A 21,907-nucleotide genomic window follows, 5' to 3' on the forward strand; every position below is an offset into this window, starting at 1 on the left:
ATGAACAAGGTCCTGATATTGTTCCCGCATGAGCACCCCCGACGCCGACGGCCTGCTGGCCGAGCAGTTGCTCCGGCTGACCCGCCGGCTCCACCGCAGCCAGAAGCGCCAGCTCGAATCGGCCGACATAGCGATCACGCCCGCCCAGTCACGACTGCTGCGCACGGTCGCGCACTACGACCGGCCGCCCCGGATGGCGGATCTGGCGGAGCGTCTCGAGGTGGTCCCCCGGGCCGTGACGAGTCTGGTCGACGGACTGGAGGCGGGGGGCCGGGTCCGCCGGGTCGCGGACCCGGCCAACCGCAGGGTGACCCGTATCGAGCTGACCGACACCGGCCGCGCCACGCTGCGCACCCTGCGGGACGCCCGCCGGGCGGCGGCGGAGGACGTGCTGGCCCCGCTCACTCCCGAGCAGCGCGAGGTGTTCGCCGGACTGCTCTCCACGCTGGTCGACAGCCCGGGGCCGCACTGCTGACGGCGTCGCCGGCCAGGAGGCGGGTCCGGCGGCCACGTACCGGGCCGGGAGGCGGACTCGGCGGCCGCCGGATCCGGCCAGGAGGCCCGCAGGAGGCCCCGCGCGGCCCGTAAATCGTTTGCTGCTGCCGGTGCCGGAGCGGGAGGCTGGCAGATCTGTGCCACTCTCCGACGATCTGGGACATCATGCAGATTCGCGACCTTCCGTATGCCGATCCCGGTCTTCCGGACGTCCGGTCCGGACCGAAGTTCCTGCTGTGGCTCGGACGCCGTCAGCTGAACGGCCAACTCCGCTCGCTGTCCTGGGGGATGCTCCACTTCGTCTCCGTCATGGCACTGCCCTACGGGGTCGGCACTGCGGTCCAGGCCGTCGTGGACGGGTCCGGCGGCTCGCTCGCCGTGGCGGGCGGGATCCTCGCCGCCGCCGCGGTCTGCATCGCTCTCGGCGACACCATGCTGCACCGCACGGCCGTCACCAACTGGATCACCGCCGCCGCGCGAGTGCAGCAGCTGCTCATCCGCAAGACCTCGGAACTCGGCTCCGCGCTCACGCGGCGGGTCGCCGCCGGTGAAGTCGTGGCGGTTTCCACCGGTGACGTGGAGAAGATCGGCTGGTTCGTGGAGGCGGTCTCCCGTTTCCTCGCCGCCGCGCTGACCGTCGTGGTCGTCTGCGTCGGTCTCGCGGTCTACCAGCCGGCCCTCGGCGTCATCGTCGCCGTCGGCGTACCAATGCTGGCCCTCGGAGTGCTGCCGCTGCTTCCCCGGGCGACCGAACTCGCCGACGTCCAGCGGGAGAAGGCGGGCCGCGCCACCGAGCTGGCGTCCGACACCGTGGCCGGCCTGCGGGTCCTGCGCGGCATCGGCGGCGAGGAGCTCTTCCTGAAGCGCTACCGCCGCGCCTCCCAGGAGGTGCGCACGGCCGCCGTGCGCAGCGCCCGGATGTGGGCGGCCATCTCGGCGGTGCAGGTGCTGCTGCCGGGCCTGCTGCTGATCGCGGTCGTCTGGCACGGCCTCGGACTCGTCCGGGACGGCCGGATCGCGGTCGGCGAACTGGTCACCGTCTACAGCGCGGTGATGCTGCTGAGCTATCCGCTGCGGCACTTCGAGGAGATCGCGATGGCGTACTCCTTCTCCCGCCCGTCGGCCCGCCGCGCGGCCCGTGTGCTCTCGCTCGAACGCAGCTCGGGCAGCGCCCAGGAGGCGAACGCCGTCGCCGTGGCGGACTCGGCGCTGACGGGCGACCTGTACGACCCGGCCACCGGTCTACTCGCCCCCGCCGGATCGCTCACCGCCGTCGTCTGCGGCGACCCCGACGCGGCGGGACAGCTCGCGGAACGGCTCGGCGGCCGTCCGACGGACCCGGACGGCCTCCCGTCCGTGCTCCTCGGCGGCGTCGCGCTGGACGGCGTGCCGCTCGCACAGGCCCGTGCGGCGGTGCTGATCCAGGACAAGGACCCGGTGCTGCTCTCGGGCACCCTGGCGGAACTGCTCGACGTACCGGCGTCCGGCCAGGTGGCGGCGGACCGGGCGCTGGCGGCGGCGGAGTGCGGCGACGTGCTCGACGCCCTGGCGCAGGCGTCGCTCGACCACGACCCCATGAGCGCGCCGATCACCGAGCGCGGCCGCTCGCTCTCCGGCGGCCAGCGCCAGCGGCTGGCGCTCGTACGCTCGCTGGTCACGGACCCGGAGGTACTCGTCCTCGACGAGCCGACCTCGGCCGTCGACTCGCACACCGAGGCGAAGATCGCCGACGGCGTACGGAAGCTGCGCTCCGGCCGGACGACGGTCGTGTTCACGTCGTCGCCGCTGCTGCTCGACCGCGCCGAGCGGGTCGTCCTGGTCCACGAGGGCAGGGCCGCGGCCGTCGGTACGCACCGTGAGCTGCTGCACACCGAGCCCCGGTACCGCGCGGTCGTGACCCGCGAGACCGAGGCGGAACAGCAGCTCGTGGGGGCCCAACGCGGAGCCCCGGAAGCCCCTTTCACCAAGGCCGACACCGATGACATCGAGGAGACAGCATGATCGGCCTGGCGCCGCCGGAGTACGATCCGGCCGCCCTGCGCACGGCGACGACCCTGCCCGTGGGCTCGCCGGCGACCGTCCGGGCGTATGTGCGCGAGCTGCTGCGCCGGCACCGCAGGGCCTTCACGGTCCTGGTCGCGGTGAACACGGTCGCCGTCGTCGCCTCGATGGCCGGCCCGTGGCTGCTCGGCTCCCTCGTTGAGCAGGCGGCCGACGGCGCCCGCGATCTCCATCTGGAGCGCACCGTCGCGCTGTTCGCGGGGGCGCTCGTCGTCCAGGCGCTGTTCGTACGGCTGGTGCGGCTGCGCGGGGCGATGCTGGGCGAGCGGATGCTCGCGGATCTGCGCGAGGACTTCCTGGTCCGCTCCGTGGGGCTGCCTCCGGGCGTGCTGGAGCGGGCCGGCACGGGCGATCTGCTCTCCCGTATCACCACGGACATCGACCGCCTCGCCAACGCGATGCGCGAGGCCGTGCCCCAGCTGACGATCGGCGTCTTCTGGATCGTGCTCCTCCTCGGCGGGCTCACCGTGACCGCGCCGCCGCTCGCCCCCGCCGTGCTGGTCGCCGTGCCGCTGCTGGTCGTCGGCTGCCGCTGGTACTTCAAGCGGGCTCCGTCGGCGTACCGCTCGGAGGCCGCCGGTTACGCGGCCGTGGCGGCGGTGCTCGCGGAGACGGTCGACGCGGGCCGCACCGTCGAGTCCCACCGGCTCGGGGCGCGCCGGGTGGCGCTCTCCGACCGGCGGATCAAGGAGTGGACGTCGTGGGAGCGCTACACGCTCTATCTGCGCTCGGTCCTCTTCCCCGTCATCAACCTCACCCACGCGACCGTGCTGGCGTCCGTGCTGATGATCGGCGGCGTGTTCGTGCTCCAGGGCTGGATCGGCATCGGCCAGCTCACCACCGGCGCGCTCATCTCCCAGATGATGGTCGACCCCGTGAACCTGATCCTGCGCTGGTACGACGAGCTGCAGGTGGCCCAGGTGTCCCTGGCGCGCCTGGTGGGCGTGCGCGAGATCGAACCGGAGGCGGGCGACGAGCGGGTACGGCCCGACGGGCGCGACGTCCGCGCCGACGAGGTGCACTTCGGGTACCGCGAGGGCGTCGACGTGCTCCACCGCGTCTCGATGGACGTGCCGCCCGGCACCCGGCTGGCCCTGGTCGGCCCGTCCGGTGCCGGCAAGTCCACCCTCGGCAGGCTGCTCGCGGGCATCTACGCCCCGCGCACGGGCCGGGTCACGCTCGGCGCCGCGGAGCTGTCCCGGATGCCGGCGGAACGGGTGCGGGAGCATGTCGCGCTCGTCAACCAGGAGCACCACGTGTTCGTCGGCTCGCTCCGCGACAACCTGCTGCTGGCGCGCGCCTCCGCCGGGGACGCGGAGCTGTGGGCGGCGCTCGGGGCGGTCGACGCGGACGGCTGGGCGCGGGCGCTCGACGACGGCCTGGACACGGAGGTCGGCTCCGGCGGCACCGCGCTCTCCCCGGCCCAGGCCCAGCAGATCGCGCTGGCCCGCCTGGTCCTCGCCGACCCGCACACACTCGTCCTGGACGAGGCGACCTCGCTCCTGGACCCGCGGGCGGCGCGCCATCTGGAGCGCTCGCTGTCGCGGGTGCTGGACGGCCGTACGGTCGTGGCGATCGCCCACCGCCTGCACACGGCGCACGACGCGGACGTGATCGCGGTGGTGGAGAACGGCCGGATCAGCGAACTCGGCAGCCACGATGAGCTGGTCACGGCGGAGGGAGCGTACGCGGCGCTCTGGCGCTCCTGGCACGGCTAGGACGTGGCCGGGGGCTCCCGGGCGGGGCCGGGTCCCGGTCACGCTGTCGTGGGCGGGTCCGGGGCGCAGCGCCCCCGGACCCGCCCACGACCGTCAGATGAAGTTCAGCGCCGCCGCTCCCCCCACCCCGCCCAGGACCATGAACGCCGGCATGAGGACCTTCAGCTCCACCCAGCTGCCGGCCCGGAAGCGCATCGGCTTCGGCGGGCCGATCGGGTACCAGCGCTTCTTGCCGAGCGGGATCGGCCACAGGATCGGGCAGCCCGAGACGGTCAGGGCGTCGCCGATGTCGTGGACGAGTGCGCCGAGGACGATCGGCAGGCCGAGCCACAGATACTCCTGGCCGGGCGCGGCGAAGAGCCAGTCCGCGCCGTTGCCCGGCTTGTCCAGGACACCCGCCAGGATCCACGCGCTGGTGGCGCCGAGCAGCCAGACCAGGATGTCGCTGGAGACCCGAGCGGCCCGCCACAGCAGGCCCTCGACGGCGAGCACCATGTGGACGAAGAGGATCGCGAGGACCGCCCACCGCCCGCCGAAGAGCGCCAGGGCGGAGGCGCCCGCCCCGATGAGGACGGCCCAGAGCCAGGTGTGCGTCAGGGTGCGGTGGCCGCCGGTGCGGCGGGGGTCGCCCTGTTTCTTCGTCGCCTTGTAGACCGCGTAGGACAGCTTGTCCACGATCTCGCACAGCGTCCGCGACACGGGCCCGAAGGCCCGCGAGATCGTCGCCGCCTTGTGGTCGAGGTCGGGCGCCAGCGCCGCGCCCGCGCAGATCAGTGCTCCGACGACGAGGACGGGCCACGGCATCGGGTGACCGGCGGCAGCCGTCGCCGCACCCACCCCCAGCCAGGCTGCCGCCCCGGACAGCGAGTGCGCCGGTCCCATCATGTGCGTTCCGCCCCATTGCTCTTGTTCCGAACCCGAGTTGACAGGGCAGCGTATCGGTCGTGATCTTGCGGCTCTCGCCCGGTTCCCGGATCGGGGGTACGGACAGGCAAGATGGGGGTGTGACCCTTATCGATCAGCTCCCGCCGACCGCCGACCCCGATGCTCTCTTCGACGCCTTCTCCTCATGGGCGCAGGGACAGGGCATCACGCTCTATCCGGCTCAGGAGGAGGCGCTGATCGAGGTGGTCTCGGGGGCGAACGTGATCCTGTCCACCCCGACCGGTTCCGGAAAGAGCCTGGTCGCGGCCGCCGCGCACTTCGCGGCTCTCGCCAATGACCAGGTCACCTTCTACACCGCGCCGATCAAGGCGCTGGTCTCGGAGAAGTTCTTCGACCTGTGCAAGCTGTTCGGCACGGAGAACGTCGGCATGCTGACGGGCGACGCGTCCGTGAACGCGGACGCCCCCGTGATCTGCTGCACCGCCGAGGTGCTGGCCTCGATCGCCCTGCGGGACGGCAAGCACGCCGACGTCGGCCAGGTCGTGATGGACGAGTTCCACTTCTACGCGGAGCCGGACCGGGGCTGGGCTTGGCAGATCCCGATCCTGGAACTGCCGCAGGCGCAGTTCGTCCTCATGTCGGCGACGCTCGGCGACGTGTCGATGTTCGAGAAGGACCTGACGCGCCGCACCGGCCGCCCGACGTCCGTGGTCCGCTCGGCGACCCGTCCCGTGCCGCTGTCGTACGAGTACCGGCTGACACCGATCACCGAGACGATCACCGAACTGCTGGAGACCAAGCAGGCTCCGGTGTATATCGTGCACTTCACGCAGGCGCAGGCGGTGGAGCGGGCGCAGTCGCTGATGAGCATCAACATGTGCTCGCGCGAGGAGAAGGACCGGATCGCCGAGCTGATCGGCAACTTCCGCTTCACCACGAAGTTCGGCAAGAACCTGTCCCGGTATGTGCGGCACGGCATCGGCGTGCACCACGCGGGCATGCTGCCCAAGTACCGCCGGCTGGTGGAGAAGCTCGCGCAGGCGGGTCTGCTGAAGGTCATCTGCGGCACGGACACCCTCGGCGTCGGCGTCAACGTCCCCATCCGTACGGTGCTGTTCACGGCGCTCACCAAGTACGACGGCACCCGGGTGCGGACCCTGCGGGCGCGCGAGTTCCACCAGATCGCCGGCCGCGCGGGCCGCGCCGGCTTCGACACGGCGGGCCTGGTCGTGGCGCAGGCGCCCGAGCACGTCATCGAGAACGAGAAGGCGCTCGCGAAGGCCGGCGACGACCCGAAGAAGCGCCGCAAGGTGGTCAGGAAGAAGGCCCCGGAGGGTTTCGTCGGCTGGTCGGACACCACCTTCGAGAAGCTGATCGGGTCCGAGCCGGAGCCGCTGACCTCCCGCTTCCGGGTCACCAACATCATGCTGCTGTCGGTGATCGCCCGGCCGGGCGACGCCTTCAAGGCCATGCGCCATCTGCTCGAGGACAACCACGAGCCGCGGAAGGCGCAGCTGCGTCACATCCGCCGGGCGATCGCGATCTACCGTTCGCTGCTGGACGGCGGGGTGGTGGAGCAGCTGGACGAGCCGGACGCGGAGGGCCGTACGGTCCGGCTCACCGTCGACCTCCAGCAGGACTTCGCGCTGAACCAGCCGCTGTCGACGTTCGCCCTCGCCGCCTTCGACCTGCTGGACCCTGAGTCCCCGTCGTACGCGCTGGACATGGTCTCGGTCGTCGAGTCGACGCTGGACGATCCGCGCCAGATCCTCGCCGCCATGCAGAACAAGGCGCGCGGCGAGGCGGTCGGCCGGATGAAGGCGGACGGTGTCGAGTACGAGGAGCGCATGGAGCGGCTCCAGGACATCTCGTACCCGAAGCCGCTGGAGGAGCTGCTGTGGCACGCGTACAACGTGTACAAGAAGTCGCACCCGTGGGTCGGTGACCACCCGGTCTCGCCGAAGTCCGTGATCCGTGACATGTACGAACGGGCCATGACGTTCACGGAGTTCACGTCGTGGTACGAGCTGGCCCGCACCGAGGGCATCGTGCTGCGCTATCTGGCGAGCGCGTACAAGGCGCTCGACCACACCATCCCGGACGATGTGAAGACGGAGGACCTTGAGGACCTGATCGCCTGGCTGGGCGAGATGGTGCGCCAGGTCGACTCCAGTCTGCTGGACGAGTGGGAGCAGCTGGCCAACCCGGAGGTGGAGACCGCGGAGGAGGCGCAGGAGAAGGCCGACCAGGTCAAGCCGGTCACGGCGAACTCCCGCGCGTTCCGGGTGCTGGTCCGCAACGCGATGTTCCGCCGGGTGGAGCTGGCCGCGCTCGACCAGGTCGGCGAACTGGGCGCGATGGACGCCGAGTCGGGCTGGGACGAGGACGCGTGGGGCGAGGCGATGGACGCGTACTGGGACGAGTACGACGACCTGGGCACCGGCCCCGACGCCCGCGGGCCGAAGCTGCTGTCCATCGAGGAGGACCCGGCGCACGGCCTGTGGCGGGTGCGCCAGACCTTCGCCGACCCGAACGACGACCATGACTGGGGTATCAGCGCGGAGGTCGATCTGGCGGCCTCCGACGAGGAGGGCCGGGCGGTCGTCCGGGTCACGTCCGTGGGCCAGCTCTGACAGCCCCGACGGCTGTGACAGCTCTGACACTCTGACAGCGAGAGGACCGAGAATGACGAATCCGGCGGAGCGTCTGGTCGATCTGCTCGACCTGGAGCAGATCGAGGTCAACATCTTCCGGGGGCTCAGCCCGAACGAGTCGCTGCAGCGGGTCTTCGGCGGCCAGGTGGCCGGCCAGGCGCTGGTCGCCGCGGGGCGGACCACCGACGGCGAGCGTCCCGTGCACTCCCTGCACGCGTACTTCCTGCGGCCCGGCCGCCCCGGGGTGCCGATCGTGTACCAGGTCGAACGGGTGCGCGACGGCCGCTCGTTCACGACCCGCCGGGTCACGGCCGTGCAGGAGGGGCGGACCATCTTCAACCTGACGGCGTCCTTCCACCGTCCCGAGCCCGGCAGCATCGAGCACCAGCTGCCGCCGCGGCTCGACTTCCCGGACCCCGAGTCGCTGCCCACCGTGGCGACGGAGATCCGCGAGCATCTCGGCGCGCTGCCGGAGGCGCTGGAGCGGATGGCCCGCCGGCAGCCGTTCGACATCCGTTACGTCGACCGGCTGCGCTGGACGGCGGACGAGATCAAGGACGCGGACCCGCGCAGCGCGGTCTGGATGCGCGCGGTGGGCCCGCTGGGCGACGACCCGCTGGTGCACACCTGTGCGCTGACCTACGCGAGCGACATGACCCTGCTCGATGCGGTGCGCATCCCGGTCGAGCCGCTGTGGGGCCCGCGGGGCTTCGACATGGCGTCGCTGGACCACGCGATGTGGTTCCACCGTCCGTTCCGGGCCGACGAGTGGTTCCTCTACGATCAGGAGTCGCCCATCTCGACCGGCGGCCGCGGCCTCGCCCGGGGCCGGATCTACGACCGTGAGGGCCGGCTGCTGGTGTCCGTGGTGCAGGAGGGCCTGTTCCGGCCGGTGTAACCGGTCGGCGACGTGCCCGGCGATGTTGTGCCACAAGACCCCCTGCGTCCCTTCTGAGGAGCTCCGATGACCCTGTACGACATCCCGCTGCGCACCCTGTCCGGCGAGCCGACGTCCCTCGCCGACTACCGGGACCGTACGGTCCTGTTGGTCAACGTGGCCTCCAAGTGCGGGCTGACGCCGCAGTACGCGGGCCTGGAGCAGCTGCAGAAGGAGTACGGCGACCGGGGCTTCACGGTGCTGGGCGTGCCCTGCAACCAGTTCGGGGGCCAGGAGCCGGGCAGCGCGGAGGAGATCGCCACGTTCTGTTCGGCGACGTACGGGGTGTCCTTCCCGCTACTGGAGAAGTCGGACGTGAACGGCGAGACCCGGCACCCGCTGTACGCGGAGCTGACGAAGGTCGCGGACGCCGAGGGCGAAGCGGGCGACATCCAGTGGAACTTCGAGAAGTTCCTGATCTCCCCGCGGGGCGAGGTCACCCGCTTCCGCCCCGGCACGGAGCCCGGTTCCCCGGAGATCGTGTCGGCGATCGAGACGCTCTTGTCTGCCTGACATTTCCGCCTGCGTCGCGGGGAGCGATGCGGGCGCCACTTTCCGGGGGGCGTTGTGGGAGGGTTCCGCAAGAACGAGGGCGCGTGGCCCGTCGGCGCGGGCGTCGTGGGCGGGCTGCTCGGGCTGGCGCTCGGGGTCTGGTCGGCGTACGAGGCATTCACCGGTGGCACGCTGCCGCTGATCGGCTACGAGATGCCGTACGAGTCGTTCGTCCTCGGCATCGTGCTGGCGGTGGTGGTGACTCCGGTGCTGTTCAAGGTCGGGTTCGTCGTCCTGCTGCTGCCGGCCCTGCTGATCGAGAAACTGACCCGCCGCTGAGGCGGGCCGTACGAAGGCTCCGGCCCGCCTCGGTGGCGGGCCGGAGCCTTCGTCGTGGTCGGGCGGGGTCAGCGGATGGGCATGCCCGACAGGGTGCGGGCGATCACCAGGCGCTGGATCTCGCTGGTGCCCTCGAAGATGGTGTAGATGGCGGCGTCGCGGTGCATCCGCTCGACCGGGTACTCGCGGGTGTAGCCGTTGCCGCCGAGGATCTGGATGGCCTGGGCGGTGACGTTCTTGGCGGTCTCGCTGGCGAACAGCTTGGACATGGAGCCCTCGGCGGAGGTGAACTGCTTGCCGGTGGTCGCCATCCAGGAGGCGCGCCACACCAGGAGCCGCGCGGCGTCGATCTGCGTGCGCATGTCGGCGAGTTGGAAGGCGATGGCCTGGTTGTCGATGATCGGGCGGCCGAACTGCTCGCGGGTCTTGGCGTAGTCGAGCGCGACCTCGTACGCGGCGCGGGCGGTGCCGACGGCCATGGCGCCGACGGCCGGGCGGGAGGCCTCGAACGTGGCCATCGCGGCGTTCTTCACGCTCCCGCGGCCTTCGGCCGGGGGGACCCCCATGCCGCCGCCGGCCCTGGCCTTTTCACGGGCCCTGGCGAGGCGCTCGTCCAGCTTCTCCTTTCCGCCGAGGAGACAGCCGCCGGGGACGCGGACGTCCTCGAGGACGACCTCGGCGGTGTGGGAGGCGCGGATGCCGTGCTTCTTGAACTTCTGGCCCTGGGACAGGCCGGGGGTGCCCGGGGGGACGATGAACGAGGCGTGGCCCTTGGAGCCCAGCTCGGGGTCGACGACCGCCACGACGACATGGACGTTGGCGATGCCACCGTTGGTCGCCCAGGTCTTGGTGCCGTTCAGCACCCATTCGTCCTTGGCCTCGTCGTAGACGGCGCGGGTGCGCATGGAGGCGACGTCGGAGCCGGCGTCCGGCTCGGAGGAGCAGAAGGCGGCGACCTTGACATCGTTGGCATCGCCGTACATCTGCGGGATCCAGGTGCCGATCTGCTCCTCGGTGCCGTTGGCGAGGACGCCGACGGCGGCGAGGCCGGTGCCGACGATCGACAGCGCGATGCCGGCGTCGCCCCAGAACAGCTCCTCCATCGCCATCGGGATGCCGAGGCCGGTGGGGTCGAAGAACTGCTGGGCGTAGAAGTCGAGGGAGTAGATGCCGAGCTTGGCCGCTTCCTGGATCACCGGCCACGGGGTCTCCTCACGCTCGTCCCACTCGGCGGCGGCGGGGCGCATGACGTCCCTGGCGAATCCGTTCAGCCAGTCACGGACCTGCTTCTGGTCGTCGTTGAGATCGAGCGTGAACTCGGTCATGTCCCCTCCAGCGCTGCGGTGATGACGTGCATGTTACCTGCGGTAACGGAAGTGTGTTACCGACTGGTAGCACCTGTCAACCGGCCATGGCCCGATCAAGTGTGCGTACGGGCAGAGTGTTACGTTGCGCAGGCGTCACGCAATCATCCGGGCGGGGAGAAGCACATGGAGACCACACAACAGCAGCGGTCGGCACACCAGCGGCGCCGGGAACTCCTGGAAGCCGCCGACCGGGTAGTGCTCCGGGACGGCCCCCACGCCTCCATGAACGCCATCGCCGCCGAGGCCGGCATCACCAAGCCCATCCTCTACCGGCACTTCGGCGACAAGAGCGGGCTCTACCGTGCGCTGGCCAAGCGCCACACCGACGCGCTGCTGAGGGCCCTTCAGGGGGCCGTCGACGCGGACGTCGACCGCCGCGAGCGGGTCGCGGGCACGCTCGACACGTACCTCGCCGCGATCGAGGCACGCCCTCAGGTGTACCGCTTCCTGATGCACCCGGCGGAGGACAGCCACTCCTCAGAGGCGGGCTTCGACGTGGGCCGCCACTCGGCCCCGCTCCTGCGCCGCCTCGGCGAGGAACTCGGCAACGTGATCGCCGAACGCGTCGATCTGGGCCCCTCCGGCGACCTCGTGGCCCGCGTCTGGGGCCACGGCATCGTCGGCATGATGCACGCGGCGGGCGACTGGTGGCTCGGCGAACGCCCGTGCTCACGCGCGGAGTTGGTCGAAGCCTTGACGGACCTTCTGTGCGGCCGCCTCTTCGCGGTCAAGGACCGCGTGGGGGGCCCGGGCTTCTAGCCCGGGCCGGGCTGGAACGTACCGGTCCCGTGCCGGGTCTGGCGGCTTGAGCACTGGTGGGCCCGGGAGCCGGCCCGTCATGTCGGGGCTCCGCCCCGAACCCCGCGCCTCAAACGCCGGCGAGGCTTGAGTTGCCTCCGTCGGCGTCCCTGTTTCGCGCAGCGAGGTCAGGTTTGCCCGGCTGGCTGGGTTGCCGCGCAGCGGCATTTCCAGCCCGGCCGGCGTTTGAGGCCACCGCGCGAAGCGCGGTACGGGGTCCGGGGCTTGCCCCGGTTGCGTGAAGGTGGGGGTCCCCCCGCGGCCGCCAGGCCGCAGGGGGAGGGTAGGGGAACAAGCCCGCCGCAGGCGCCACCCACCCGCCCCCCAAGGCAACGTCACAGCAGCCGCGCCACCCGCTCCCCCGTCCCCCACGGCGCCTTCCGCGCCGCCCGCCCGAGCCTCGCGCGGCGCCACCGGGGCAGCCGGTCGGCGTAGACCAGGCCCTGCAGATGGTCGTACTCGTGCTGCAGGCAGCGCGCGAAGAAGCCCGTGCCCTCCACCCGGACCGGCTCGCCGGTGAGGGTCACGCCCTCGACCACCGCCCGGTCGTGGCGCTCCGTGCCCGCCTCCAGGCCCGGCAGGGACAGGCAGCCCTCGGGTCCGCGGACGGTGACCCCGTCCGCGGCGACCAGCCGGGGGTTGACGAGGTGTCCGAGGTGGCGGACGTCCTCGTCGTCGGGGCAGTCGTAGACGAAGACCTGGAGCCCGACACCGACCTGATTCGCGGCGAGACCGACACCCTGCGCCGCGTACATCGTCGCGAACAGGTCCTCGACGAGTTCCGCGAGAGCGGGACCGAAGTCTGTGACGGGTTCGCAGGGCGCGTGCAGGACCGGGTCCGCGAGCAGGCTCATGGGCCTGACGCGTCCAGTACTGCCTGGGATCAACCGGTTTCGCATGGCGTCCAGCGTACGTTCCCCGTATGGTCCCCGTACCCCGCGCTCGGCTTCGCCCGTGACCTCCACGTTTCCCGACGGTGCCGCGGTACGGGCGGCCCGCCGGAGCTGGATAGGCTGAGTCCGGACCGACGCAAGGAGGATCAAGGACGATGTCAGGCAACTCGGAGCCCCTGACGCCGCGAGCCAAGCTGGCCGTGACGGCGGGCAAGGCCGCAGCAGCGGTGTCCCGCGCCGCCGGGCGAGGCAGCGGATCGGTGATCGGCGGCCGGGTGGCGCTCAAGCTCGACCCCGATCTGCTGAAGAGGCTGGCGCAGCACCTGGACGTGGTCCTCGTCTCTGCGACCAACGGCAAGACCACGACGACCCGGCTCATCGCGGAGGCGCTGCGCGCCAGCGGCCCGGTCGTGTCGAACGCGCTCGGTGCGAACATGCCCGCGGGCATCACCTCGGCGCTGGCCGGCGGCTCTGACGCCCGGTTCGGTGTGATCGAGGTCGACGAGAAGTACCTCGCCGGTGTGGCGAGGGATGTGACGCCGAAGGCGATCGCGCTGCTGAACCTCTCGCGCGACCAGCTGGACCGCGCGGCGGAGACCCGGATGCTGGCCGAGAAGTGGCGTGAGGGCCTGTCCGGTTCGAAGGCGATGATCATCGCCAACGCGGACGACCCGCTCGTGGTGTGGGCCGCGTCGTCCTCGCCCAACGTGGTGTGGGTGGCGGCCGGCCAGGAGTGGAAGGACGACGCCTGGTCCTGCCCGTCCTGCGGCGGTGTGATGCAGCGCCCCGGCGACGACTGGTTCTGCGCCGAGTGCGGCTTCCGCCGCCCCGCCCCGAGCTGGGTGCTCAGCGGTGACCACGTCATCGACCCGCACGGTTCGGCCTGGCCGATCCACCTCCAGCTGCCGGGCCGCGCCAACAAGGCCAACGCCGCGACCTCCGCCGCCGTGGCCGCCAGCTTCGGCGTGCCGCCGCAGGTCGCCCTGGAGCGCATGTACCAGGTGCAGGCCGTGGCCGGCCGGTACGACGTGGTCTCGTTCCTCGGCCGCGACGTGCGGCTGCTGCTGGCGAAGAACCCGGCCGGCTGGCTGGAGACGTTCTCGCTGATCGACCCCCCGCCGACGCCGGTGATCCTTTCCGTGAACGCCCGCGGCGCGGACGGCACGGACACCTCCTGGCTGTGGGACGTCGACTACACCCGGCTCGCCGGGCACCCGATCATGGTGATCGGCGACCGCAGGCTGGACCTCGCGGTCCGGCTCGAGGTCGCGGGGCTGGACTTCCGGGTGTGCGAGTCGGTCGACGAGGCGGTGCAGAGCGCCCCGCCCGGCCGGATCGAGCTGATCGCCAACTACACCGCCTTCCAGGACGTGCGCCGCCGCGTCGGCAACTGACGGCGGACGGACGAAGAGGACTGATGAGAATGAGTGACAGCAGCCTGCGTCTGGTGTGGGTCTACCCGGATCTGCTCAGCACCTACGGCGACCAGGGCAACGCCCTCGTCGTCGAGCGCCGTGCCCGGCAGCGCGGCCTCGATGTGATGCGGATCGACGTGCGTAGCGACCAGCCGGTGCCGACGTCCGGTGACATCTATCTGATCGGCGGCGGCGAGGACCGTCCGCAGCGCCTCGCAGCGGAGCGGCTGCGCCGCGACGGCGGTCTGAGCCGGGCGGCGTCGAACGGCGCCATCATCTTCTCGGTGTGCGCGGGCTACCAGATCCTCGGCCACGAGTTCATCAACGACCTCGGTGAGCGCGAGCCCGGTCTCGGGCTGATCGACGTGGTCTCCACCCGCGGCGAGGGCGAGCGCTGCGTCGGCGACGTACTGGCGGACATCGACCCGCACTTGGGCCTGCCGCAGCTGACGGGCTTCGAGAACCACCAGGGGATCACCCATCTCGGCCCGTCGGCCCGCCCGTTCGCCCGCACCATCCTCGGCCGGGGCAACGGCACGGGCGACGGCACGGAGGGCGCGTACAACGAGACCGTCTTCGGCACGTACATGCACGGCCCCGTCATGGCCCGCAACCCGCAGATCGCCGATCTGCTGCTGAAGCTGGCCCTCGACGTGAACGCGCTGCCGCCGACCGACGACCGGTGGTACGAGGCGCTGCGCGCGGAGCGGATCACGGCCGCGACGCAGCCCGCCTGACGGTCTTTCCGCTCACCCGAGCACCCATTTCGCGGCCCCCTCGCTCAACTGAGCGAGGGGGCCGCGGCGCGGTCCCACCAGGCGGACGCCCGTTTCGGAACCTCCGCCGTGCGCCGGTAGGGTGACACGGAACCGACCGGACGACGTGGTCCGGGAGTCCGCCCACGTTGTAAAGGTTTTCGGGCAATGCGCATTGGTGTGCTCACTTCCGGCGGCGACTGCCCCGGTCTGAACGCTGTCATCCGTTCCGTCGTGCACCGCGCCGTAGTCGACCACGGTGACGAGGTCATCGGCTTCCACGACGGCTGGAAGGGCCTCCTGGAGTGCGACTACCGCAAGCTCGACCTCGACGCGGTGGGCGGCATCCTCGCCCGCGGCGGCACCATCCTCGGCTCCTCCCGGGTCCAGCCCGCGCATCTGCGCGACGGTGTGGAGCGGGCCAGGGGCCATGTGGCCGACCTCGGCCTGGACGCCATCATCCCGATCGGCGGTGAGGGCACCCTCAAGGCGGCCCGGCTGCTCTCCGACAGCGGGCTCCCGATCGTCGGCGTCCCCAAGACGATCGACAACGACATCTCCTCCACCGACGTCACCTTCGGCTTCGACACGGCCGTCGGCGTGGCCACGGAGGCGCTGGACCGGCTGAAGACGACCGCCGAGTCGCACCAGCGGGTCCTGATCGTCGAGGTCATGGGCCGGCACACCGGCTGGATCGCGCTGCACTCGGGCATGGCGGCCGGCGCGCACGCGATCGTGGTGCCGGAGCGCCCGTTCGACATCGCGGAGCTGACGAAGCGCGTCGGCGCCCGGTTCGAGGCCGGCAAGCGGTTCGCGATCGTGGTCGTCGCCGAGGGCGCCAAGCCCCGCGAGGGCACGATGCGGTGGGACGAGGGCGGCAAGGACGTCTACGGCCACGAGCGCTTCGCGGGTGTGGCCCGCCAGCTCTCCGTCGAGCTGGAGGAGCGGCTCGGCAAGGAGGCCCGCCCGGTGATCCTCGGCCACGTCCAGCGCGGCGGCACGCCCACCGCCTACGACCGGGTGCTGGCGACCCGGTTCGGGTGGCACGCGGTGGAGGCCGCGCACCGCGGCGAGTTCGGCATGATGACCGCGCTGCGCGGCACCGACATCACGATGGTGCCGCTCGCCGAGGCCACCCAGACGCTGAAGACGGTGCCCGAGGACCGGTACGAAGAGGCCGAGACGGTCCTCTGATCCGCCCGGATCCGCACGAACCGCCCCCGGTCGCAGTCGCGGCCGGGGGCGGTTCTACTCTGGTGCGAGCAAGCGGACAACCCGCGCGAATCGCCGGTACGGATCGTCGGCGCGGACGAGGCAGCCCCCGGGAGTAGACAGATGGATCACAGCGGGCACGGCATGACGATGGATCTGCCGCCGTTCACGCTGGGGCGGGGCCTCGAATTCTCACCGGACGTCTTCTTCCTCGTCGGCTGCCTCCTCGCGCTCGGCCTGTACGGCTGGGGCGTCGTGCGGCTGCGCCGCCGCGGCGACGACTGGGCGGTGAGCCGCACGGTGTGGTTCGCCGCCGGGGTGCTGAGCATCGCGCTGATGATGTGCACCAAGCTCAACGACTACGGCATGGTCATGTTCAGCGTGCACATGGTGCAGCACATGGTGATCAGCATGCTGTCGCCGATCCTGCTGCTGCTGGGCGCGCCGATCACGCTCGCGCTGCGCGCGCTGCCCGTCGCGGCCCGCCGGGGCGGCAAGGGGCCCCGCGAGGTGCTGCTGATGCTGCTGCACAGCCACTACATGCGGATCGTCACGCACCCGGCGTTCACCATCCCGCTGTTCATCGCCAGCCTGTACGGGCTGTACTTCACGCCGCTGTTCGACTTCCTGATGGACTCGAAGCCCGGGCACCTCGCGATGATGGTCCACTTCCTCGCGGTCGGCCTGGTGTTCTTCTGGCCGATCATGGGGGTGGACCCGGGGCCGCACCGGCCTGGCTATGTGATGCGGATGCTGGAGCTGTTCGCCGGGATGCCGTTCCACGCCTTCTTCGGCATCGCGCTGATGATGGCCACGGAGCCGATGGTCAGCGCCTACCGCGACCCGCCGGCCTCTCTCGGGATCGACGCGCTCTCCGACCAGAACGCGGCGGGCGGCATCGCCTGGGCGTTCAGCGAGATCCCGTCCGTGCTGGTGCTGATCGCGCTGGTCTTCCAGTGGTACCGCTCCGACCAGCGGCTGGCCAAGCGCAGGGACCGGGCGGCGGACCGGGACGGCGACAAGGAGCTCGAGGCGTACAACGCCTATCTCGCCTCGCTCCAGGCCCGCAGCCGGTAGCCGGCGGCCGGCTTGCCCCCGGGCGGTAGCGCCGGGGCCCGTACAGGGGCGACGATGGTCCTCGACGGCTCCCGCCGCCGAAGGAGGGCACTCATGTCCGGTTCCACGAAGACGATGGGAGTGCTGACCGTCGCGTCCCTGGTGGCCGTGACGGCGTACACAGCGGCACTCGGCAGCAACGGCTGGCTCTGGTTCGGCTGGGTGGTACTCGGAATGGTGACGATCGGGGTGGTCGCCTCCAAGGGCACCTGAGGCCGCGTCCGGGCCGCCCCGCGCCGGTCAGAAGCGGAAGACCGCTCCGGTGTGCACGGCGAGTTCGCAGGCGTTGGCGAAGGTCTTGTGCCAGGCGGTCGGACGTCCCCGCCAGGCGCCGGTGGCACTGACCGTGACCGGGTCGTACTGATTCGTGCACGGGTTCCGGTCGCCCGGGAGCCGGTCCAGGTCGCCGCCGGCGGCGTCCAGCGCGGCGCAGGCGGCCGCCGCTTCCGGGTGGGGCCCCGCGGGTACGGGGCTGCAGTGCAGCAGCACCCCGCGGATCCAGGTGTTCTCGGCGCCCGACACGGTCAGGAACAGCCCGCGCTTCGGCTCCGGCTTCCCCGGGCGGTCGACGGCGTCGGTCCGGTCGGCGGCGGCGATCTGTACGGTACGGCCCGGCGAGCCCGGCGCGTCCGGCGCGGGAGAGGCCGACGACGCCGTGGCGGGTACGGCCACGGCGACGGCGAACAGGGTGGCGGCGGCAAGGGCGGCACTGCGGCGCATCGGGTGCTCCTGGTGGGGAAGGCCGGCTCTCGGCCGGCACGAGCGGGGCGAGGCATAGAGCACTCCCCGGCCACCGCACGGCGCAATGCGCCGCGCCGCCCGGTAGCGCGTACGGGTGCGCCGCTTGGCCCGTACGGCGCCGCCCGCCGCACACACCACCGTCCGCATCCCCGTTCCCCCGTCGAATGCCTGGTTTGCCCCGATGCGGCACGGGCAGTCGGCTCCTGACGGGGTCAGCCACCCGCGGCCGGTGCAAGCCGCCGCGGACCGCAGGAGGACGCCATGCACGAGCACGACAGCCATCGCACCCACGCGGAGCACGACCGCGACAAGGCGGAGCAGCTGTTCGAGCAGGCCCGCCGCGCCGAGGACCCGGAGCAGTCGGAACGGCTCCGGTACCGCGCGGAGCGGCTGCGGTCACGCAGCGAGTCGGAGCTGCGCCGGGAGCGGGGCGACCGCTTCGACGTGGACGACATGGACGAAGAGGGCCCCCAGTAGGGAACCCGTCCGCCTGACGCCCGCCGTCTACATGTGGCGGTTGGCGTAGTGGCTCTCGATCTGCCGGATGTAGTCCGCGTCGTCCTCGTGCCTGCCGCTCTCGAACGGCGGCGAGTCCTTGACCTCGGCCTTGGTGCAGGCCACTCGGACGGTCTCGCTCGTGGTGTCGATCTCGGAGACGAGCCCGGCGGGCAGCAGCACCCGCCGGCCGAGGATCCACGGCCCGGTGTCGACGACGAGATACGAGCGGCCGACTTCTTCGGTGTGCTTGTCGATCTTCCCGATCGACCCGTCGGACGCCTCGACGGAGTACCCGACGAGCTGCGCCCCAGGTGCGTAACGGGCGGTCTCCGGGTAACCCCACATGTCGCCTGCCATCGTCGCCTCCTCGCTGTACGGGATCCTGCCGTCACGTCCGCGCGGGTACCCGTGCGCCCGGTCCTGACACCGCTGCCGACCGGCCGTTCTCAGCCCTGCCGCGCGGCCACCATGTGCGCGAAGACGACGACGTTCTCCTTGTAGTCCTTCGCCTTCTCGTCGTACTCGCCGCCGCAGGTGATCAGGCGCAGCTGCGGGTCCGGGGTGTCCCCGTAGACCCGGTCGTCGGGGAAGTCGGTCTTGCTGAAGCTCTCGACGGAGTCGACGGCGAAGGTGACGACCGAACCGTCCTCGCGCGCCACGTCCACCAGCGTGCCGGGCCTGACCGAACCGAGATAGAGGAACACACCGGGCCCGGTCTTCGTGTCGACGTGCCCGGCGACGATCGCGGCGCCCGGCTCTCCCGGCGTCACGCCCTCCTGGAACCAGCCGACCAGATTGCCGTCGTTCGGCGGCGGCGAGTCGAGCTGCCCGGACGCGCCGATGGACAGCGGCATGAAAGGCGCGTCCACGGCGATGGACCGGATGATCAGGCGCGTCGGTTCGGCACGCGGGAGCGTCATCCCCGCGACGGGCCTCGAGGTCGGGGCCGCGGCGGCGTCGGGCCCCGGTGAGGCGGGGCCCGCGATCACGGGCCCCGCCAGAGGCTTGGCGTCCGACGGGGCGCCGACGGAGTTGTGGATGAGCAGGATGCCCAGTGCCACCGCGGCAAGGGGCCACAGCAGGGCACGCCCGAACGAACGGGTGGCGGGCGGCTTCTCCGACTGCTGCTGGACCATGACGCGTACCTTTCACGGCGACGACATGACGACATGACGACATAGGGCGACGAGATTCACGATCGGGCTGTTCCGGCCGCCCCACCACCTGGGAGAGCGGCATACGGACGACGTTGTGAGCGAGACGAGTGACGCGACGAGAGGGCGTACTGACGGTGCGTCAGGGTGCGTGCCCGCCGAGTACGTCGACCGCCGCGATCACCCGGTCCCAGAACCTCTCGACGTCCAGCTCGACCGCGACCCGCGCGTTCACCGGCCGGTCCAGGTACCGGTGGAGGTCGACCACGGTCGCTCCGCGCGTGTACTGCCCGTGCAGTTCGACGACCACGTTCGCCTCGACGCAGCGCACGATCCCGGGATCGATGACCCGGGCCACGGCGACCGGATCGTGCAGCGGAGGGGCGGCGAACCCCCACAGCCGGCGGTAGGCCGACGCGAAGTACGTCAGCAGCTCGACGCAGACGCGCGACAGTCCGGTGTCCAGGCGCTCGAGGCGGCCCAGCACGTCGGGCGTGGCGAGCGCCTGGTGGGTGACGTCGAGACCGCACATCGTGACGGGGAGCCCGCTGCCGAACACGATGGCCGCGGCCTCCGGGTCGACGTAGATGTTGAACTCGGCGGCGGGTGTCGTGTTCCCCCGCCCGGCGGAGCCGCCCATGAGGACGATCTCGCGGATGTGCCGGGCGCTGTCGGGGTGGCGGGTCAGCAGCAGCGCCACATTGGTCAGCGGGCCGGTGGGCACGACAGTGACCGCCTCCGGGTGCTCCGCCAGGACCCTGTGCATGAGGTCGACCGCGTGCTCGGGCACCACGTCCACGGCCGGTTCGGGAAAGCGCGGCCCGTCCAGGCCCGAGTCGCCGTGGACGTCCCCCGCGACCAGGAGCGGCTGCGCGAGCGGCCGCGCACAGCCCGCGGCGATCGGCACCCCGGTGATGCCGGCGACGGTGCAGATCCGGCGAGCGTTCAGGGTCGTCCGCTCGAGGGTCTGGTTCCCCGCCACGGTGGTGATCGCGAGCAGGTCGATCGCCGGGTCCGCGGCGGCCAGCATGATGGCGAGCGCGTCGTCGTGCCCGGGATCGCAGTCGAGGACGACGGGTACGGGCACGGCACTGTCCGATCACGCGGTAAATCACTTCGGGGCGTCGAGGTGGGCGAATACGACCAGGTTCTCGGTGTAGTCCTTGGCCTTGCGGTCGTATCTGCCGCTGCAGGTGATGAGCCGCACCTGGGCGTCCGGGGTGTCCGCGTAGACCCGCTCGTTCGGGAAGGTGTCCTTGTGGAAGCTCTCGACGGCGTCGACGACGAATGTGGCCGTCGTGCCGTCCTTCCGCCGGACGTGGAATCGGTGGCCCGCCTTGAGTTCGCTCAGCTCGGCGAAGACCGCTGGCGAGGTGACGGTGTCGACGTGACCGGCGATGATGCTGGTGCCGTGTTCGCCCGGGGACACGCCGGCGGCGAACCAGCCGACGAGGTTCACATCATCCTGGGGCGGTGCGTCCAGAGCGCCGGAGGGCCCGATGGCCAGGTCGGTGAAGGGCGCGTCGACGCCGATCTGCGGAATGAGCAGCCGTGTCGGGGCCGAGCGCGGCAGTGCTGGATCCGACGGCTTGGGAGGTTTGGACGCCTCGGACGGCTTCGGCGCCTCCGACGGGCCGGCCACCGGCGCCGGCGCGGCGGACCGGGGCCCGTCGCCGGCCTTGCCCGGCGCAGAGGCGGGTGGCGCCGCGACGGTGTTGACCAGAGTCAGCGCCAGCACGGCGAGCGCCAGCAGCCACAGCAACAACGGCACCGCACGACGGGAAACGCCGGCGATCCACGAGGCTCCTGAGGGGTCGGTCGGACGAAGAGTCATGCGGCCAGTCCTTTTCACCTAGCTGTCGAAGCTGCGGCCGCCGCCTGTGCCAGGCAGCGGCCGCAGTCACGTTCACCGCGAGTGGGCGCGATCAGGCCGCGGAGCCGTTCGCGCTACGCCGGCGCAGCATGTAGGCACCGGCGCCGAGGCCGCCGAGGAGGAGCAGGCTCCCCGCCGCCATGCCACTGCCGGAGGAGGCAAGGCCGCCGCCACCGGTGTGCATGCCGCCGCTGGGCTTCTCACCCTTCCAGCCCTCCGACTTCTCGCCCTTCCAGCCCTCCGACTTCTCGGACTTGCCCGACTCGTCCTTGTCCTTGTCCCAGTCGTCGTTGGTGACCGTGGCGAGCGCGCCGCCGCCGGTGTGCATACCACCGTGCGGCTTACCACCCTTGTCCTTGCCCTTGTACTCGTCCTTGTCCTTGTGCTCGTCCTTGTCCCAGTCCTTGTGGTCCTCCGAGACCGAGGCCAGAGCACCGCCACCGGTGTGCATACCACCGTGCGGCTTACCACCCTTGTCCTTGCCCTTGTACTCGTCCTTGTACT

General features: G+C 71.4%; 23 protein-coding genes. 14 read left to right on the forward strand and 9 right to left on the reverse strand.

What is annotated here, in order from left to right; all coding sequences use genetic code 11:
• Positions 1-28: 28 nt before the first annotated feature.
• The 3 genes from ACWD01_RS24050 to ACWD01_RS24060 all read left to right on the forward strand — a co-directional run bounded on the left by ACWD01_RS24050 (position 29) and on the right by ACWD01_RS24060 (position 4,274).
• A complete protein-coding gene (locus ACWD01_RS24050) occupies positions 29-475 on the forward strand; it encodes a MarR family winged helix-turn-helix transcriptional regulator (RefSeq protein ID WP_356898832.1) in 447 nt (148 codons plus the stop codon).
• 185 nt (positions 476-660) lie between these two features.
• Positions 661-2,496, forward strand: coding sequence for an ABC transporter transmembrane domain-containing protein (locus ACWD01_RS24055; protein ID WP_451164855.1), 1,836 nt, complete (start codon positions 661-663; stop codon positions 2,494-2,496).
• Positions 2,493-4,274, forward strand: a complete 1,782-nt coding sequence (locus ACWD01_RS24060; protein WP_451164856.1) for an ABC transporter ATP-binding protein — start codon at positions 2,493-2,495, stop codon at positions 4,272-4,274. Before ACWD01_RS24055 ends, ACWD01_RS24060 begins: the two co-directional genes overlap by 4 nt.
• Positions 4,275-4,367: 93 nt before the next feature.
• Here ACWD01_RS24060 and ACWD01_RS24065 read toward each other — a convergent pair whose 3' ends face one another.
• Positions 4,368-5,159: a metal-dependent hydrolase gene (locus ACWD01_RS24065; RefSeq protein ID WP_451164857.1), complete on the reverse strand. Its 792-nt coding sequence runs from the start codon at positions 5,157-5,159 to the stop codon at positions 4,368-4,370.
• A gap of 119 nt (positions 5,160-5,278) precedes the next feature.
• Between ACWD01_RS24065 and ACWD01_RS24070 the strand changes: the two genes are divergently transcribed.
• The 4 genes from ACWD01_RS24070 to ACWD01_RS24085 all read left to right on the forward strand — a co-directional run bounded on the left by ACWD01_RS24070 (position 5,279) and on the right by ACWD01_RS24085 (position 9,581).
• On the forward strand, positions 5,279-7,792 hold the full coding sequence (locus ACWD01_RS24070) for a DEAD/DEAH box helicase (protein ID WP_451164858.1): 2,514 nt from the start codon (positions 5,279-5,281) through the stop codon (positions 7,790-7,792).
• A gap of 52 nt (positions 7,793-7,844) precedes the next feature.
• Positions 7,845-8,711: an acyl-CoA thioesterase gene (locus ACWD01_RS24075; RefSeq protein WP_451164859.1), complete on the forward strand. Its 867-nt coding sequence runs from the start codon at positions 7,845-7,847 to the stop codon at positions 8,709-8,711.
• A gap of 66 nt (positions 8,712-8,777) precedes the next feature.
• Positions 8,778-9,263: a glutathione peroxidase gene (locus ACWD01_RS24080; RefSeq protein WP_451164860.1), complete on the forward strand. Its 486-nt coding sequence runs from the start codon at positions 8,778-8,780 to the stop codon at positions 9,261-9,263.
• Positions 9,264-9,317: 54 nt separating this feature from the next.
• Positions 9,318-9,581, forward strand: coding sequence for a hypothetical protein (locus ACWD01_RS24085; protein ID WP_451164861.1), 264 nt, complete (start codon positions 9,318-9,320; stop codon positions 9,579-9,581).
• A 68-nt stretch (positions 9,582-9,649) separates the two neighbouring features.
• On the opposite strand, the gene ACWD01_RS24090 is transcribed toward ACWD01_RS24085, so the two are convergent.
• Positions 9,650-10,906, reverse strand: coding sequence for an acyl-CoA dehydrogenase family protein (locus tag ACWD01_RS24090; RefSeq protein WP_451164862.1), 1,257 nt, complete (start codon positions 10,904-10,906; stop codon positions 9,650-9,652).
• Positions 10,907-11,071: 165 nt separating this feature from the next.
• Between ACWD01_RS24090 and ACWD01_RS24095 the strand changes: the two genes are divergently transcribed.
• A complete protein-coding gene (locus ACWD01_RS24095; RefSeq protein ID WP_451164863.1) occupies positions 11,072-11,707 on the forward strand; it encodes a TetR family transcriptional regulator in 636 nt (211 codons plus the stop codon).
• Positions 11,708-12,081: 374 nt separating this feature from the next.
• Here ACWD01_RS24095 and def read toward each other — a convergent pair whose 3' ends face one another.
• On the reverse strand, positions 12,082-12,645 hold the full coding sequence (def, locus tag ACWD01_RS24100; RefSeq protein WP_451164864.1) for a peptide deformylase: 564 nt from the start codon (positions 12,643-12,645) through the stop codon (positions 12,082-12,084).
• Positions 12,646-12,794: 149 nt separating this feature from the next.
• On the opposite strand from def, the gene ACWD01_RS24105 reads away from it, so the two are divergent.
• The 5 genes from ACWD01_RS24105 to ACWD01_RS24125 all read left to right on the forward strand — a co-directional run bounded on the left by ACWD01_RS24105 (position 12,795) and on the right by ACWD01_RS24125 (position 17,350).
• A complete protein-coding gene (locus tag ACWD01_RS24105) occupies positions 12,795-14,033 on the forward strand; it encodes a MurT ligase domain-containing protein (protein WP_356898844.1) in 1,239 nt (412 codons plus the stop codon).
• A 29-nt stretch (positions 14,034-14,062) separates the two neighbouring features.
• On the forward strand, positions 14,063-14,791 hold the full coding sequence (locus ACWD01_RS24110) for a type 1 glutamine amidotransferase (protein WP_451164865.1): 729 nt from the start codon (positions 14,063-14,065) through the stop codon (positions 14,789-14,791).
• Between the two features lie 186 nt (positions 14,792-14,977).
• Positions 14,978-16,003: a 6-phosphofructokinase gene (locus tag ACWD01_RS24115; RefSeq protein ID WP_356898846.1), complete on the forward strand. Its 1,026-nt coding sequence runs from the start codon at positions 14,978-14,980 to the stop codon at positions 16,001-16,003.
• A gap of 141 nt (positions 16,004-16,144) precedes the next feature.
• Positions 16,145-17,098, forward strand: coding sequence for a cytochrome c oxidase assembly protein (locus ACWD01_RS24120; RefSeq protein ID WP_451164866.1), 954 nt, complete (start codon positions 16,145-16,147; stop codon positions 17,096-17,098).
• 93 nt (positions 17,099-17,191) lie between these two features.
• Positions 17,192-17,350, forward strand: a complete 159-nt coding sequence (locus ACWD01_RS24125) for a hypothetical protein (RefSeq protein WP_451164867.1) — start codon at positions 17,192-17,194, stop codon at positions 17,348-17,350.
• Between the two features lie 27 nt (positions 17,351-17,377).
• Here the strand turns inward: ACWD01_RS24125 and ACWD01_RS24130 are convergent, their stop codons facing one another.
• Positions 17,378-17,857, reverse strand: coding sequence for an SSI family serine proteinase inhibitor (locus ACWD01_RS24130; RefSeq protein ID WP_451164868.1), 480 nt, complete (start codon positions 17,855-17,857; stop codon positions 17,378-17,380).
• A 282-nt stretch (positions 17,858-18,139) separates the two neighbouring features.
• Here ACWD01_RS24130 and ACWD01_RS24135 point away from each other — a divergent pair, with 282 nt between their 5' ends.
• A complete protein-coding gene (locus ACWD01_RS24135; protein ID WP_451164869.1) occupies positions 18,140-18,355 on the forward strand; it encodes a DUF6381 family protein in 216 nt (71 codons plus the stop codon).
• A 27-nt stretch (positions 18,356-18,382) separates the two neighbouring features.
• Here ACWD01_RS24135 and ACWD01_RS24140 read toward each other — a convergent pair whose 3' ends face one another.
• The 5 genes from ACWD01_RS24140 to ACWD01_RS24160 form a co-directional block, all read right to left on the reverse strand.
• Positions 18,383-18,733 (reverse strand): PRC-barrel domain containing protein, encoded by a 351-nt coding sequence (locus ACWD01_RS24140; RefSeq protein WP_451164870.1) that lies wholly within the window; start codon positions 18,731-18,733, stop codon positions 18,383-18,385.
• 89 nt (positions 18,734-18,822) lie between these two features.
• Complete coding sequence (locus tag ACWD01_RS24145; RefSeq protein ID WP_451164871.1) at positions 18,823-19,512, reverse strand: class F sortase; 690 nt, start codon at positions 19,510-19,512, stop codon at positions 18,823-18,825.
• Positions 19,513-19,672: 160 nt separating this feature from the next.
• Complete coding sequence (locus ACWD01_RS24150) at positions 19,673-20,617, reverse strand: nucleoside hydrolase (protein WP_451164872.1); 945 nt, start codon at positions 20,615-20,617, stop codon at positions 19,673-19,675.
• A 24-nt stretch (positions 20,618-20,641) separates the two neighbouring features.
• On the reverse strand, positions 20,642-21,364 hold the full coding sequence (locus tag ACWD01_RS24155; RefSeq protein WP_451164873.1) for a class F sortase: 723 nt from the start codon (positions 21,362-21,364) through the stop codon (positions 20,642-20,644).
• Positions 21,365-21,455: 91 nt separating this feature from the next.
• Positions 21,456-21,907 (reverse strand): hypothetical protein (locus tag ACWD01_RS24160; protein WP_451164874.1); only part of this gene is annotated, 452 nt, incomplete at its 5' end.

The organism is Streptomyces sp. NPDC002835, assembly GCF_053591995.1.